The sequence below is a fragment of the Vibrio astriarenae genome (assembly GCF_010587385.1).
Taxonomy (GTDB): Bacteria; Pseudomonadota; Gammaproteobacteria; order Enterobacterales; family Vibrionaceae; genus Vibrio; species Vibrio astriarenae.
Window position 1 is genome coordinate 1033591 of record NZ_CP047476.1, and the last position, 13448, is coordinate 1047038.

The following is a 13448-nucleotide window of genomic DNA, read 5'->3' on the forward strand; positions in this document are numbered from 1 at the left end:
AAATGGGCACTGTAATGTGCCCATTTGTAAGATTTGAGTCTATTTCGCGACTTTAGAAATTAGCCGTCATACCGATGTACCATGTACGTGGATCAACACTGTAACCGCGTTGTGTAATTTCAATATCGTCAAATTGTTCATCGGTTAGGTTGCGAACACCCGCACGTAAACGCCAGTCGTAGTTGAAGTGGTAATTCAGACCCAGGTCAACCGTTGCTACTGACGGACGAGTAATATCATCACTGACATCCACAACCGTTTTACCGATGTAATTAACACGAGCAAATGTATCTAGCCAATCTGTAGCAAACCACGTTACTCGTACATTGGCTTCATGCTCCGGGCGATCTTCTAGAACTTCACCGGTTTCTTTGTTTTCAGTGTCGAGGTAAGTGTATGCACCATTTAGTCGAATAGAATCAGCAACATCGAAGTGACCACTCAGTTCCACACCCTGAGTCATTGCTTCATTGATGTTCCAATATGTATGAATAGGACGACCATCTGGCGCCTCACCAACTTCACTACCTTCGGAAACATCACGTTCAATAAGGTTTTTAATATCATTCCGGAACAGTCCTGCTTCAATACCCCAAGTAGATTCATTGTAGATAGCAGAAACTTCGTAGCTCACACTCGTTTCTGGGTCTAAGTTAGGGTTACCTTGCAACTGACAAGAACCCTTACAGCTATTTATAATATTCTCTTCAGAAGTTTGCAGAAGCGTTGGGGCATTAAATGCAGAGCCTACTCCACCTTTCAATGTCAGCTTGTCTGATACCGTGTTAACTAAGTATGCACGTGGACTCCAGTGGCTACCGTAAGCATCATGAAAATCCAATCGAGTACCGTAAGTTAGTGTGTAAGAGTCGCTCAACTCCCACTGGTCTTGAATAAACAGTGCTTGCTGATGGGCATCAGCTTTACCCGTCTCAGTTAAGCTCTCAAGGTTAATCAGTTCAGCGTAATTCCATTCACCACCAAAAGTCAGAATATGGTTACCCACATAAGTTGTCGCATGGCCGTAAACTTGCTGATTAACTTCTTCAATATCACTCACGATATTGTTGTCATCCTCAGCTGCATCTTCACTGGTTACAGCGTCACGATTGTAGCTAAGCTGAACCTCACCCCACGCGAAACTACCATTATAGGTCAGTGCCTGCATGTCACGTTTGATTGTTGCTTCTGATTCAGTCAAGCCTGATGTCGACTCAATCACACCTTCACGTTGGTCATCGTTAAATGCAAAGTCGAAGGCTAGATCATGATTCTCATTAATATACCAAACTAGGCCACCGCTAAGAGACAAAGTATCACGCTCTTCTAAAGTAGTTGCATCAGCACGATCATACTCATTACCACTGCTATTCTCCGCCATACCACTAAATGCATGGTAAGCATCACGACCACTCTTGTTCATTGCTAAAGACAAGAACAGTTCATCATCAATCAGTGCACCAGATGTGTTAAAGCCAAGAGTAAACTCACCGCCATTATCGGCATCGCGAATGCTGTAGTCACCACTCACTTGTGAGCGCCATTCATTCGTTGGCTGCTTAGTGATCACATTGATAACACCACCCAGTGCTTCCGAGCCGTACAAAGCAGACATAGGACCACGAATAACTTCGATACGTTCAATGCTCTCTTTTGGAATCGTAGCCAAATCAAAATCGTTACCACGGAAGATTGCGTTTGAAGAGCTCAGTTTACGACCATTAACTAGGATCATAGTGAACTTAGAGTCCATACCGCGAATAGAGATCATCTCACGACCAGCACGACCACCATCCATCTGGCTTTGAACACCAGCGACGTTTCTTACCAAATCATTCAGAGCCAACCCCGGTTCAGATAAAATGTCATCTTCGGTAATGACTGAAATAGAAGCAGGAGCTTGAGCAATCGTTGTTTCCGTGCGAGTGGCCGTCACCACCATCTGCTCATCAAACTGTTGTTGTTCTTCGTCCGCAAAGGCTGATACAGACAACGTTGATGCAATCACTAAAGCGAGAGGCTTTTTGATAAATGAAGTTCGGCTTTCCACTGGCTATCCTAGAATTAATAGTTATTAATGATAATGGTTCGCATTACATATCTCATTACAATTCTAAGCAACAAAAGTTTCATTCAATTTGGTTATTGTGACTATTCACTAAATGAATTTAGATGACTCCCACTATTCCAATGGTTAATTATTTAGCGTTAATCAGTGTGGTAAATCTGACGAAACAGATCCCTAATCCATAAACACATAGGATCAGAGTGAAAGCGTTTATGCCAATACAAGTAAGTATCTTGATAAGGGGATTTAAGGGCATCCGGCACCTCACGAGTGACGAGTGCTCTGCTGGTTGCCACCTCTTCAGCAAAGGGCGTAGGAAGGTGAAAAATCAAATCTGTTTGCTCTGCGACACTCGCTGCTGCATTGAAATTAGAGAGCATGACCGGGGTTGAAAGCTTCTCATGCTTATCAAGTAAACCAAGCTCTCTAAAGCGCGGCTCAATAGAAAGGTTTTTACCGCCTTGTAGAGAAATCTGTCCGAAGTGCGCGTAGCGCAAGTTCTCAGGTGTCAGTTTCTCATGAGCGAGTGGATTGTCAGAACTCATCAAGAGGCGGAAGTCCCTACTTTTTAGAAACATCCGATATAAGTTTTGATCGCTATTACTTGGAGCAAGATTAGACAGTACAAAGTGAACCGAACCATCATTGAGACCGTCAAAGTGTCTTTTAGGAATGGTGTCGACATCTACGATTAAATTCGGTGCTTGGCGTCGAATCTGTTTTAACAGTGGTGGGAGGATCCAGTTAACTTGGGGCACTAACCCAAAGAAACGAACCGTTTGATCCGATTGTTGAGGGTCAAACTGGTCACCGTTTACAAATTTCTCTAAGCCTTGGAGGATATTGTCGAGGTCTTGCTTTAGTTGCCCTGCCTTAGGAGTGAATTCGTAGCCATGTGTTGTGCGCACCAAAAGCTCGTCTTCAAACATTAAGCGCAGTTTTTGCAGTGAACGACTGACACTGGGTTGACTTGTCTGCATAGCGAGCGCTGCGTTCGATACATGCTTCTCTTCAAGCAAATGTTTCAACACCACCAATAAGTTTAAATCCACCTTGCCTAAATTCATTTTTTGCATACCCACTATTAGCAATATTCTCTTGACGAATGAATACTAGCTGATATGCTGCCTCGTAATCAAGAATCATTATTGTTTCGCTTTGCATTGAATTTCAATGCGGCACTTTTTTAGGCGGTATTTCCGTATGACAATGTTTAAAGCCCTTTCTACAAAAGCGGTGTTTACCTCTCTGCTTTTGACTTTTAGTTCACTCTCTTTTGCAAAAACTATCGAGCACACTCTGGGCTCTATTGAAATCAAAGAGCAACCACAACGTATCGTTGTATTGAGCCATGGCGCACTAGACTTCCTAGATGAAATTGGCGTCGAACCTGTAGGGGTAGTTAAGCAGTTGTTGCCGAGCCATTTAGAACAATACGGCGATAAGAAATATCAGGCACTGGGCAGTTTGAAAGAGCCAAACTTTGAAGAAATTTTCATGGCGAAACCAGACCTGATTATTGCTGAAGGTCGTCAAGCAGAGCTTTACAAAGACCTGTCTGCCATTGCCCCTGTTTACATGTATCAAATCGACAATAGTGATTACTGGAAAACCACCCAGCATCATTGGCGTGTGCTTGGCGACTTGTTTGGTCAAACAGAGCAGGTCGAAGGTATGATCACCAAGATTGAAGAACAGTTCCGCGCTATCGAGAGCGAGACAAAGGCAAACTCGATGAATGCGATGAGCGTGATGAACGCTGGCAACCGCCTTTCAATGTTTGGCACGAACAGCCGCTTCTCGGTAATTTATGATGAACTTGGTTTTGAAACTCGTGAAAGTAAAAACGTTGAATCCGTCGCTCGTCCACACGGCAACTTAATCTCATTCGAGTATGTCGCTGATGCTCAACCTGACGTGATTTTTATTCTTGACCGTCAACAAGCGATCGGTCAAGGAAACGCGAACTCAGCTCAGTTTTTCGATAACCCACTGGTAAACAGCACTCCTGCTGCCAAGACCAATAAAGTCGTCTTTCTTGATTCAGCAGCCTGGTACCTTACCGCAGGCGGTTATACATCAACACAAATCATGATCAACGACGTTAAACAAGTTCTATAAATCCTTTATATATGCGGATGATTAACGTCATCCGCATTTTACGTTTCCAATAATGAACCTAAATAAACCTCTTCTCGCGATCCTAACGATTATCGCCCTTAGCATTGCGTCCCTCTTTGTCGGTGTGGCGAACATTAACCTTGAGTCTCTTCTCGCAGGTGACGCTCGCGCTATCGAAATTCTTGTATCTAGCCGTATCCCACGCCTCTTTGCTATTGGTCTAGCCGGAGCTGGTTTAAGTGTTGCTGGTCTTATCATGCAACAAATCGTGCAAAACCGTTTTGCAGCACCTTCGACGACGGGCACCATAGACTGCGCAATGCTCGGTTACATTGTCACACTTGTTTTCTTTGCTCAAGTTGATAACTGGCTACAACTTACCATCATCATGGCATTTTCGGTGTTCGGCACACTCCTGTTTGTGCGCTTTATCCAACGCATGCAGTTTAAAAGTGCGATGCTGGTGCCGTTGATTGGTATCATGTACGGCAATGTCGTTTCTTCGTTAACGATCTTCGTCGCATACAAGTACGATTTAGTTCAAACCCTTAATTCGTGGACGGTGGCTAACTTCGCCTCAGTGCTCAAAGGTAACTACGAGTTACTCTATCTTGCCATTCCTACGTCTATCTTAGCCTACATGTACGCAAGCCGTTTTAACGCGGCCAGTATTGGCGAGAGCTTTGCGAAAAACATCGGCTTGAACTATCGCCGCATCGTCATGATTGGTGTCATGCTCGTTGCCGTTCTCTCCTCCTCTGTGGTGATGATCGTCGGTGTGATTCCTTTCCTTGGTCTGATTGTGCCAAACATTGTTTCACAGTTTATGGGCGACAATATGCGTCGTAACTTGCCTTGGACAGCCTATTGGGGTGCCCTGTTGGTACTCATCTGTGATGTCATCGGCCGCATCATTATCTTCCCTTATGAAGTACCTATTTCCATGATCATTAGTGTATTTGGTGGTGTGATCTTTATTGCTCTGATTTTGAAGGATAAGTCGAATGCGTAACTCGGTTAAAGTCCTTATCCTCGCCATCTTATCGGTCGTATTCGTTGCCTTTTTCTTAGGAAAAGGGCTCACGATAGATAACTACCAATTTTTCCTATCACGTCGTATACCGAAAGTGTTGGCGATTGTGATTGCTGCTATTGCCATCGCCGCTTCATCGTTGGTGTTCCAAACTATCACTAACAACCGTATTCTGACACCAAGTATCCTGGGGTTTGATTCACTCTATGTGATGCTACAAGTCTTGATGGTTGTGCTGTTTGGTAGCATGAGCCCACTGGTGATCAATGCCGGTTTAAACTATGTCGTAACGACCAGTATCATGCTGGTGTTGGCAATGACACTCTTTGGTTTCTACTTCCGTCGCGGTAATCGTAACATCTTCACACTCCTGCTTATTGGTATCGTTCTAAGTAGCTTATTTAGCAGTGTGACAGGCTTTTTTACCATGCTCGTTGACCCGAATGAGTTCACCATGATTCAAGGCGCAATGTTTGCCAGCTTTAATAATGTAAATGGTGACCTTGTTTACTGGAGCCTTATTCCATTAGCCGTTAGCACCGCTTACCTACTCTATCTCGCTCCAAAGCTGGATGTCTTCTGGCTGGGTATCGACAACGCGAAAAGCCTTGGGGTTGATACACAAAAAGTAACTATGCAAGTGATGTTTGTTATCACCATTCTTGTGTCTATTTCTACTGTGCTTGTTGGTCCTGTGCTGTTCTTTGGCCTTATTGTTGTTGCACTAACACGGCAAATCTTCTCAGGCTATCAACACCGATTTTTGCTGCTTGCCTCTAGCCTACTCTCAATGGCGATGCTCATCAGCGGCCAATGGATTGTCGAGAACCTACTCGACTTCGAGACAACGATAAGTGTCATCATCAACTTCGTGGGTGGTATCTACTTCCTCGTGCTTCTGAGTAAGCAAAAAAGTTTAATTAGGATTTGACAACATGATTAAAATTAATGGTTTAAGTAAGAAATACGATGAAAAGTACGTTGTCAAAAACGCCGATGCACTTTTTCCTCTAGGAGAAGTCACCAGCATCATTGGCCCTAATGGTGCAGGCAAAAGTACCCTACTCTCTATGGCGAGCCGCTTGACTGAGAGTGACGCAGGTACAGTGGTTATTGGTGATATACCTTTAAATCAATGGGATACGCAAGACCTTGCGAAGCACCTTGCAGTGCTGCGTCAATCCAACAACATTAATATGCGCTTTACCGTTCGCGAGTTAGTCTCGTTCGGCCGCTTTCCTTATTCTCACGGTAGATTGACCGATGAAGACAATCGCATTATTGATAATGCGCTTGAACAGCTTGAGATCACTTACATCCAAGACCGTTTCATTGATCAGCTCTCCGGAGGGCAGAGACAAATGGCGTTTATCGCCATGGTAGTGGCGCAAGACACAGACTATGTGTTCTTAGACGAGCCGCTAAATAACCTTGATATCAAACACTCAGTGGATATGATGGGCTCCCTAAAGCGCTTAGCCCACGAAAACAACAAAGCGATCGTTATTGTTATTCACGACATCAACTTTGCTTCCTGCTACTCGGACAACATCATCGCGATGAAAAAAGGCGAAGTGATCATCAGTGGTAAGAAAGCTGACGTGATTAAAGAGTCGGTGCTCAGTGACATCTATGAAATACCATTTACCATTAGAGAAGTCGATGGCAACCATATTTGCATGTACTACACCGCTTAGGTACGAACGCTGTTGCGAACGCTGTTCTACTTCATATAACAACGATAATAAACGGGGAGCCAGTTGGCTCCCCGTTTATTATTTAGCTCTGTCTGGTAACAGTTTGAACGGCCATGAGTTCGGCCACTGTTGAGCGAGCTTATCACCAAGATGATTGAAAGGTGGAACAAGCAGATAAACCGCTGCGACAAATGCGATAGAAGCAAACAAATCTTCTGGTCGGTGCATACCTATCCAAAGACGACTATATGCAACGCCACTCGCCCAAAGCATAAGGATACTCAATGGTAGCCACTGACGATATTGCGCAAACAAACCACCAAAAAACACAATACAAATAGCAACGAAGATCGTGTGGCCAGATGGAAAAGAGTAGTCTTTCTCTCCTTTCCAATGCTGGGTTCGCCAAGAACTCACTGACTCTGAAGCAACGATGATCACTCCATCGCGTTCAACTGAGTTTAGATCATAAAAACCTTCAGCACTTTCAATTAACGCCTGTTGAGCTAACCACTCGGTGTAAGGTCTTGGGCTTTCAGTAAGCTCTTTGAGTGCTGCTTTACTCGTAAATCCGATCAACAAAATCACACCGAGCTGAAGTCCTTTGGAGAAAAACTGGGCTCTGGTGAAGGGCAGCTTCAAAAATAGAAGGCCTAATATCACGAGAGTGATCAAGAAGCCCTTATGCCCGGCAGAGTCGGTCAATAGAGTAATAAACAAACCATATTCGTTACTCACCGAGGCGGAGAGATCCGCTGATTGGTACAAGCTTGTTATAAGGCAAATCACCGCCATAAAAACCAATATCATCAGCAAGCCGAACTTCTTGCTTTGCATGTCTTTTTCTCTCATCACTGAACAGGGGCAGTGATGATACGTCACTTGTTGCGTCCCAGGTATCAAAGAAATGTCAAAATCGTAACGGGATATTTATTGCTTTGCTATAAAGGAGGATCCACCTATCGGCACAGGTGTCCCGTCATATAAAAACTTTGAATTTGGTAACGTTATCAGGAAGTTATTTTTTGCAATTACAAAAATAACAAATCTACACTTACAGTGAAGTTGTTAAGTTCAACAAATTAAAGAGGAGAGCAAAATGCGTGTATTACTTTTAGTACTAGGGTTATTTGTATTCGCCCCAACTTTATCAGCGAGTGAAAGTACAACTCCACCTGAAGTGCCTTGTTATAATGCGGACGGTTCACTCATAGGTAGTAATGTACCCATCGTTGATTGTAAGATTCATCATCTATAATTAATTTAGCACTAATAAAAAAGCTGATGCAATATTGCATCAGCTTTTTTTAATAACAACTTAGTCATTATTTATCTGCAAGTTTCCAAGCACGGATATACTCAACTTCCATTGTCGTTGGTAGACCTGTCTCACCTTGCAAGTCAACAGGGTAGAACTGATTACAATCCCAACGAGTGAACTGATCACCGCGCATGCCCAATGACAGCGCAACGTTCATATCGCGGTGCCAATAAAGGTTCTTCTTATAACCCACCTGTTCACCGTTTACATACCACGTAATATCTTCAGGGGTGACGTTGACTGCATAAATAGCAAATTCTTCACGTGGGTCGAAATCCAACTTGTGTATATTTTGGTTAGTCTCTGCGAACGGCTTCGGACGCATCCATTTCGGTTTACCATTTTCAACAATCACGTTGTGTAGGTTATGGTCACTATGGAAGACATCATCCGATTCTTGTTGAAGCTCAACAACATCGATTTCAGAATATTGAACATCACCATCTTCTTTGAGAGTACGGTCGAATGCAGAATACAACCAGAATGCAGGTGATACGCCAGGGTGAAGATCCGCCCCTTTCATTTTAGCTTCATAATAGCCATAAACGCCTGTTGCTTTGGATTTAGCCATGCCTGATTTGAAATACAACGGGAAATCATCCACTGGCTTTTTATTACAGCCATCCCAGAATTTACGAGTATGTTCTTCGTGTACGGCTGATAGCTTCAAAATACCATCTTCGACAACCGCGTTTTTGTCGTCCCAAGTCCAAACACCAAACGACTCTGGTTTGAAGTTCCATTTGTCCATATCACGAGTGGCAAACTCGTCAGACAGTTCATCAATTAACACCCACGTTTCACCTGCCTGCGCAGTATGGGGTTGATGAATCTCCTCAGCGATTGCAGCGCTAGAAAGTACACATGATGCCCCGATTAGAGCCAATGATAACTTATAGCTCACGCTTGTTTTATTTGTCATAGTTTATCCTTAATTAATTTACAGCAAATAAGTAACAAACCCAATGCCATGGAAATACAGACACAGACGCTAACTGTATCAATAGCATTGAAAATTACATTTATTAGTTTTATATGGAAAGGGTAGTTCTAATATTAGTATGCTCTAGCACTCAAAACACCAACCTCTGAGTTTTCTATAAGCAAGGTATAATCTCTTGGATAATCAGTACCATTTTCTTTGTAATAGTTATATCTTGCATCATAAGCAAAATTTTCGTCACCAATATCATTTATATCAGAGTAAACCAGAATATATTTTGCCAATTTAAAATTTTGGTCTACATCAATATTACTATAGAAATAATTGACTATATCACCATTACGTTCGACCCATTGAGAATTAATATCTTCACTAAGTGGCAAAAACTGCTCATCCGCAAGTACAAATGTCGGTTTTAATACGCCATCGTCACTCGAGTAACTAAATATCTCAACACTGTATCCGTCAGCAAACTCTGGGAGTTCAAGCACAAACACCTTTGTAACTTCATCACCATTTACCATATAAGGTACTGAGTTATCGAAGGTAAAGAAAACAGTCTTTTCTTTTTCCAACTTCAACGGTTCAAACAACTCAATTTCATCATCATTGTTTCGGGCCATTTGTCGCCACATCTCAGAGACGTTAACGCCCTTATAACCTGGAACACCCGACAGCTCTGGTTTTACTACATATACATCACGGTTCGTGCAGCCATTGATTAGCAAGAGCGACATTAAACAGGTGATCTTATATTTGTATGACATATTATTCACAACCAGTTCCATTTGAAGTTGCCAAGAATATTAGCATGCAATCTATTAATAATTTTGTGATCTGTTTCTCCTAAATTCATTTCTTAAACTAACGTCCCAAGATATGGGAAAACAGAATTAATACTTTCAAATACGTTGAGATTAAATACTCATACCTCTTATTATTAGCACCGCAATCTTATTAAAACGAACACATCAATCTTTCGTCATTGACTATCCATCGAGGTAATACCAATGAATTTAATCCAACAAATGACAAGGACTAAGTCATGCGAAAAATATTTACACTCTCGCTGCTAGCATTATCAACACTCCCCTATCAGTCAATGGCTGATGATAGCTTTAAACTTACAGGTTACGCACGTTATGGTATGGGCTATACCGAGGATGATCCGTTATGGAATAACTCGATCATGAACGGCATTAACGTTATCAAAACTGCCGGTAGCTATTATGCATTGACGGGTCACCTAGCTAACCAAGGCATGGGTATGGAGTTGGGTCTCCAAAAAAGCTGGGCAGTGAATGACTCTAGATGGCGTGCACTATTTATGGTTACTGATAATTACAATGCCAGCCCTTGGAAAACGGCACAGATGTTTGCAGGTGGATCTAATGTGATCGAAAGTAACCCAACAGCAGAGATTTGGGCAGGTCAACGTTATGCTCAGCGTGTGCAAATGCTACTCAACAACTACAAGCCTCTACTAAACGATGGTGTCGGTGGTGGTATCAAGAACTACGATGTTGGTTTCGGTAAAGTGAGTGTCGAGGCAATTTCCGGCATTCGTCAGAATGGTTATCCAAGCGACAGTAATGGTCGTTACGCGTTAATGACTTCCCTTAAAGATATCAAAATTGCTGACAAGCAAACTCTAGACTTCTATGCCAACTACGGTTTTGGTGACGGGCGTGATCGAACTTGGGGTACCGTTGATGACGGTTCAGCTTATCAAATTGGTGGCATGTACAACCTAAACAGAAAAGGTAGCTACACTAAGTTCATGGTTCGCTACGGTGACAAAGTTAAAGAGAACCTCGTACGTCACGCTGGGCCTGCAGAAGACGGCGGTTCATTGGGGGTTTTCCTTTATGGACATGAGAAACTCACTGATAAGTTCGCCATGATGTACGCCTTCAGTCACGAAAATAGTGACTTGAGCACCAACTGGAGTGGCGACAAAGAAAAATGGTATCAAGGCGTATTGCGTGGTGGTTATTACTACAACAAGCACCATAGTACGTGGCTAGAAACCGCCTATGACACGATTGACTTTGGTGACGACACAAACTCATCGTGGAAAGTCACCTTGTCACAAAATGTTTCCTTGGCTGATTACCTATTTGCTCGACCCATCGTCCACTTCTATGTCTCTTATGGTGGTCTAGATACCGATCTAGTGCGTAACTCTGGGGCGAAGCAAGGCGTTAACGAAGCCGTCTCAGTGGGAACGTATTTTGAGGTATTCCTGTAAAAACAATGCTCCTATATCGTTATAGAGTAGCCCCCGCTATTTTATATTTACAGTACGGCAATTAAATTCAAAAGCAACCATGGTGAATGGTTGCTTTTTTTGTAGATTTGAATGTAATAAAAACCTCTTATTCGCCCATATATCGAACGCTGTGTTTATTTATAGTGAGCTTTATGGCGCTCACCATAAACCCGCAGTTTCCCACAAGATGGGAATAGTAAACCACTCAAAATCTGCGTGATCTATGTCGACTATATTATCAATTCGCTGTGCTAATTTAACTCTCGATGAAAAGATAGATTGCGTGTTCGAATTATAAATTAATACAAATAACCATTTCAGATTAAAAATTAATCAACAGTGGTTGCAACACATATATACAAGGATTTGTTTACCATGAAACAAAATAAGAACCTCCTATTCTACATGGCCATTATAGTCTTGAGCGGATTTGTATTTGGCGTCGATGCTGGGATTATTTCAGGAACAGTAAAGTTCATTAAAGCGGAGTTCGGTCTTACCGACCTTCAAATTGGTACCGTCGTAAGTGCACCCGCTTTCGGTGCCATCATCGCTCTCTTGTTCAGCGGCAGTATCGTTGACAAGATTGGCCGTAAGAAAATGATGCTGGTTATTTCAGGTTTATACTTGGTATCAGCGATTGCCTCTACCTTCGCCAACAGCTACGAAGTGCTCGTGTTGGCTCGTATGCTTGGTGGCATGGCGTTCTGTTGTCTAAGTATCGCTTCTATGTACATTGGCGAACTCGCTCCAAGTAAAATGCGCGGTAAATTCGTGGCATCAAACCAGGTGATGATGGGTATCGGCTTCTTCGTTGCCTACTTAATCAACTATGGTTGTGTATTGTTAGTAAACGAACAGTCCTTCCTATTCTCAACAGAGAACGTTTGGAGAACGATGTTTGCTACAGAGATCCCTGTCGTAATTCTTTGGACACTGACACTATTTAAGCTCCCTGAATCACCTCGCTGGTTGATGAAAAAAGGTTACAAAGAAGAAGCAGTGGCTGTTATTACTAAAGTAACCCCAGAAAAAGAAGTCAGCGGTGTTGTTCAAGAGATTCTTGAGAACCTGTCAAAAACAGACCACAGCATCCCTCTAGCTTCACAGCTTAAGATCCTTTTCTCACCACGAATGAAAACAATCTTAACGATTGGTATTGGTCTCGCTTTAGTTCAATCGTTCAGCGGTATGGGTGCGGTATCTTACTACTCACCAATGATCTTCGAACAAGTCGGCTTGGGTGAAAACAATGCCTTCTTCCAAACAACGCTTCTTGGTCTTATCAGTATCGTGTTTGCGATGATAGCGATGAAGCTTGTCGATAAAACCGGTCGTCGCACTCTGCTTTTAGTCGGTCTTCTTACCATTGCACTAAGTCACTTAACTATCTGGTATGGCTTTAGCAGCGCAAAATACGAAATCAATGCTGAGAAAGTCGTTGCTCTTGAGCAAAAAGTTGATACAACACCGCTACAAACTCTCGTTGGCAACACTTATGAGTCTGACCGTGAGTTTAAAAACGCCATTCGCCCACTTTACTCTGAGCATGACATGACGCTTAACGAGGGCGCATTCATCAATGCTTTCATCAAACTTAATCCTTGGATGATCGTGACGGCAATCTTTGTATTTAAAGCCGCATTCTTCTTCTCGATTGGTCCAATGATGTGGGTAGTGTTCTCGGAAATAACTCCAAACCTTGTACGCTCAATCGCTATTCCATGCTTTGGCTTAGTAGCAAGCTTGGCCGCTTTCTTCGTACAGCGTTTCTTCCCATGGCAGCTCACCACATTTGGCGCAGCAAATACGTTCCTTAGCTACGCTATTTGCAGCTCAATCGGTATCTTGCTTGTGATGTTCATTCTTCCTGAAACAAAGAACAAGTCGATTGAAGAAATTGAAGAAATTTTGGTGGAAGGTGACCTATCAGAGCTTTCTCCGGCTCAAGCTAAATAATCAGTAAAAGGCCCACTACTCGTGGGCCCTCTTT

General features: G+C 42.8%; 11 protein-coding genes. 6 read left to right on the forward strand and 5 right to left on the reverse strand.

Annotated elements, in window-relative coordinates; translation table 11 throughout:
- Nucleotides 1-52: 52 nt before the first annotated feature.
- Together GT360_RS18965 and GT360_RS18970 are read right to left on the reverse strand one after the other, a co-directional pair.
- Nucleotides 53-2050 carry a TonB-dependent receptor domain-containing protein gene (locus GT360_RS18965; protein ID WP_204274583.1) on the reverse strand — a complete coding sequence of 666 codons (1998 nt, stop codon included), beginning with the start codon at nt 2048-2050 and terminating at the stop codon, nt 53-55.
- A gap of 158 nt (nt 2051-2208) precedes the next feature.
- Nucleotides 2209-3135, reverse strand: coding sequence for a LysR family transcriptional regulator (locus tag GT360_RS18970; RefSeq protein WP_164650513.1), 927 nt, complete (start codon nt 3133-3135; stop codon nt 2209-2211).
- 136 nt (nt 3136-3271) lie between these two features.
- On the opposite strand from GT360_RS18970, the gene GT360_RS18975 reads away from it, so the two are divergent.
- Genes GT360_RS18975 through GT360_RS18990 form a run of 4 tightly spaced genes read left to right on the forward strand, consistent with a single transcriptional unit; the run spans nt 3272 to nt 6919 of the window.
- Entirely contained in the window at nt 3272-4189 is a 918-nt protein-coding gene (locus GT360_RS18975) for a siderophore ABC transporter substrate-binding protein (RefSeq protein ID WP_239502648.1), read from the forward strand.
- Nucleotides 4190-4241: 52 nt separating this feature from the next.
- Nucleotides 4242-5201, forward strand: a complete 960-nt coding sequence (locus GT360_RS18980; RefSeq protein ID WP_164650514.1) for an ABC transporter permease — start codon at nt 4242-4244, stop codon at nt 5199-5201.
- Entirely contained in the window at nt 5194-6153 is a 960-nt protein-coding gene (locus GT360_RS18985; protein WP_164650515.1) for an iron chelate uptake ABC transporter family permease subunit, read from the forward strand. Before GT360_RS18980 ends, GT360_RS18985 begins: the two co-directional genes overlap by 8 nt.
- 4 nt (nt 6154-6157) lie before the next feature.
- A complete protein-coding gene (locus GT360_RS18990; RefSeq protein ID WP_164650516.1) occupies nt 6158-6919 on the forward strand; it encodes an iron ABC transporter ATP-binding protein in 762 nt (253 codons plus the stop codon).
- Nucleotides 6920-6997: 78 nt separating this feature from the next.
- Here GT360_RS18990 and GT360_RS18995 read toward each other — a convergent pair whose 3' ends face one another.
- The 3 genes from GT360_RS18995 to GT360_RS19005 form a co-directional block, all read right to left on the reverse strand.
- Complete coding sequence (locus GT360_RS18995) at nt 6998-7756, reverse strand: phosphatase PAP2 family protein (RefSeq protein ID WP_164650517.1); 759 nt, start codon at nt 7754-7756, stop codon at nt 6998-7000.
- A 488-nt stretch (nt 7757-8244) separates the two neighbouring features.
- Complete coding sequence (locus tag GT360_RS19000) at nt 8245-9162, reverse strand: family 16 glycosylhydrolase (protein ID WP_164650518.1); 918 nt, start codon at nt 9160-9162, stop codon at nt 8245-8247.
- A 134-nt stretch (nt 9163-9296) separates the two neighbouring features.
- Nucleotides 9297-9959 (reverse strand): hypothetical protein, encoded by a 663-nt coding sequence (locus GT360_RS19005; protein WP_164650519.1) that lies wholly within the window; start codon nt 9957-9959, stop codon nt 9297-9299.
- Between the two features lie 269 nt (nt 9960-10228).
- On the opposite strand from GT360_RS19005, the gene GT360_RS19010 reads away from it, so the two are divergent.
- Together GT360_RS19010 and GT360_RS19015 are read left to right on the forward strand one after the other, a co-directional pair.
- Complete coding sequence (locus GT360_RS19010; RefSeq protein ID WP_164650520.1) at nt 10229-11434, forward strand: carbohydrate porin; 1206 nt, start codon at nt 10229-10231, stop codon at nt 11432-11434.
- A gap of 396 nt (nt 11435-11830) precedes the next feature.
- Nucleotides 11831-13414, forward strand: a complete 1584-nt coding sequence (locus GT360_RS19015; protein WP_164650521.1) for an MFS transporter — start codon at nt 11831-11833, stop codon at nt 13412-13414.
- Nucleotides 13415-13448: the final 34 nt, after the last annotated feature.

Coding starts and splice junctions, on each gene's coding strand:
- GT360_RS18970 (WP_164650513.1), bottom strand. CDS start 3,135: ATGAATTTAGGCAAGGTGGATTTAAACTTATTGGTGGTGTTGAAACAT.
- GT360_RS18975 (WP_239502648.1), top strand. CDS start 3,272: ATGACAATGTTTAAAGCCCTTTCTACAAAAGCGGTGTTTACCTCTCTG.
- GT360_RS18980 (WP_164650514.1), top strand. CDS start 4,242: ATGAACCTAAATAAACCTCTTCTCGCGATCCTAACGATTATCGCCCTT.
- GT360_RS18985 (WP_164650515.1), top strand. CDS start 5,194: ATGCGTAACTCGGTTAAAGTCCTTATCCTCGCCATCTTATCGGTCGTA.
- GT360_RS18990 (WP_164650516.1), top strand. CDS start 6,158: ATGATTAAAATTAATGGTTTAAGTAAGAAATACGATGAAAAGTACGTT.
- GT360_RS18995 (WP_164650517.1), bottom strand. CDS start 7,756: ATGCAAAGCAAGAAGTTCGGCTTGCTGATGATATTGGTTTTTATGGCG.
- GT360_RS19000 (WP_164650518.1), bottom strand. CDS start 9,162: ATGACAAATAAAACAAGCGTGAGCTATAAGTTATCATTGGCTCTAATC.
- GT360_RS19010 (WP_164650520.1), top strand. CDS start 10,229: ATGCGAAAAATATTTACACTCTCGCTGCTAGCATTATCAACACTCCCC.
- GT360_RS19015 (WP_164650521.1), top strand. CDS start 11,831: ATGAAACAAAATAAGAACCTCCTATTCTACATGGCCATTATAGTCTTG.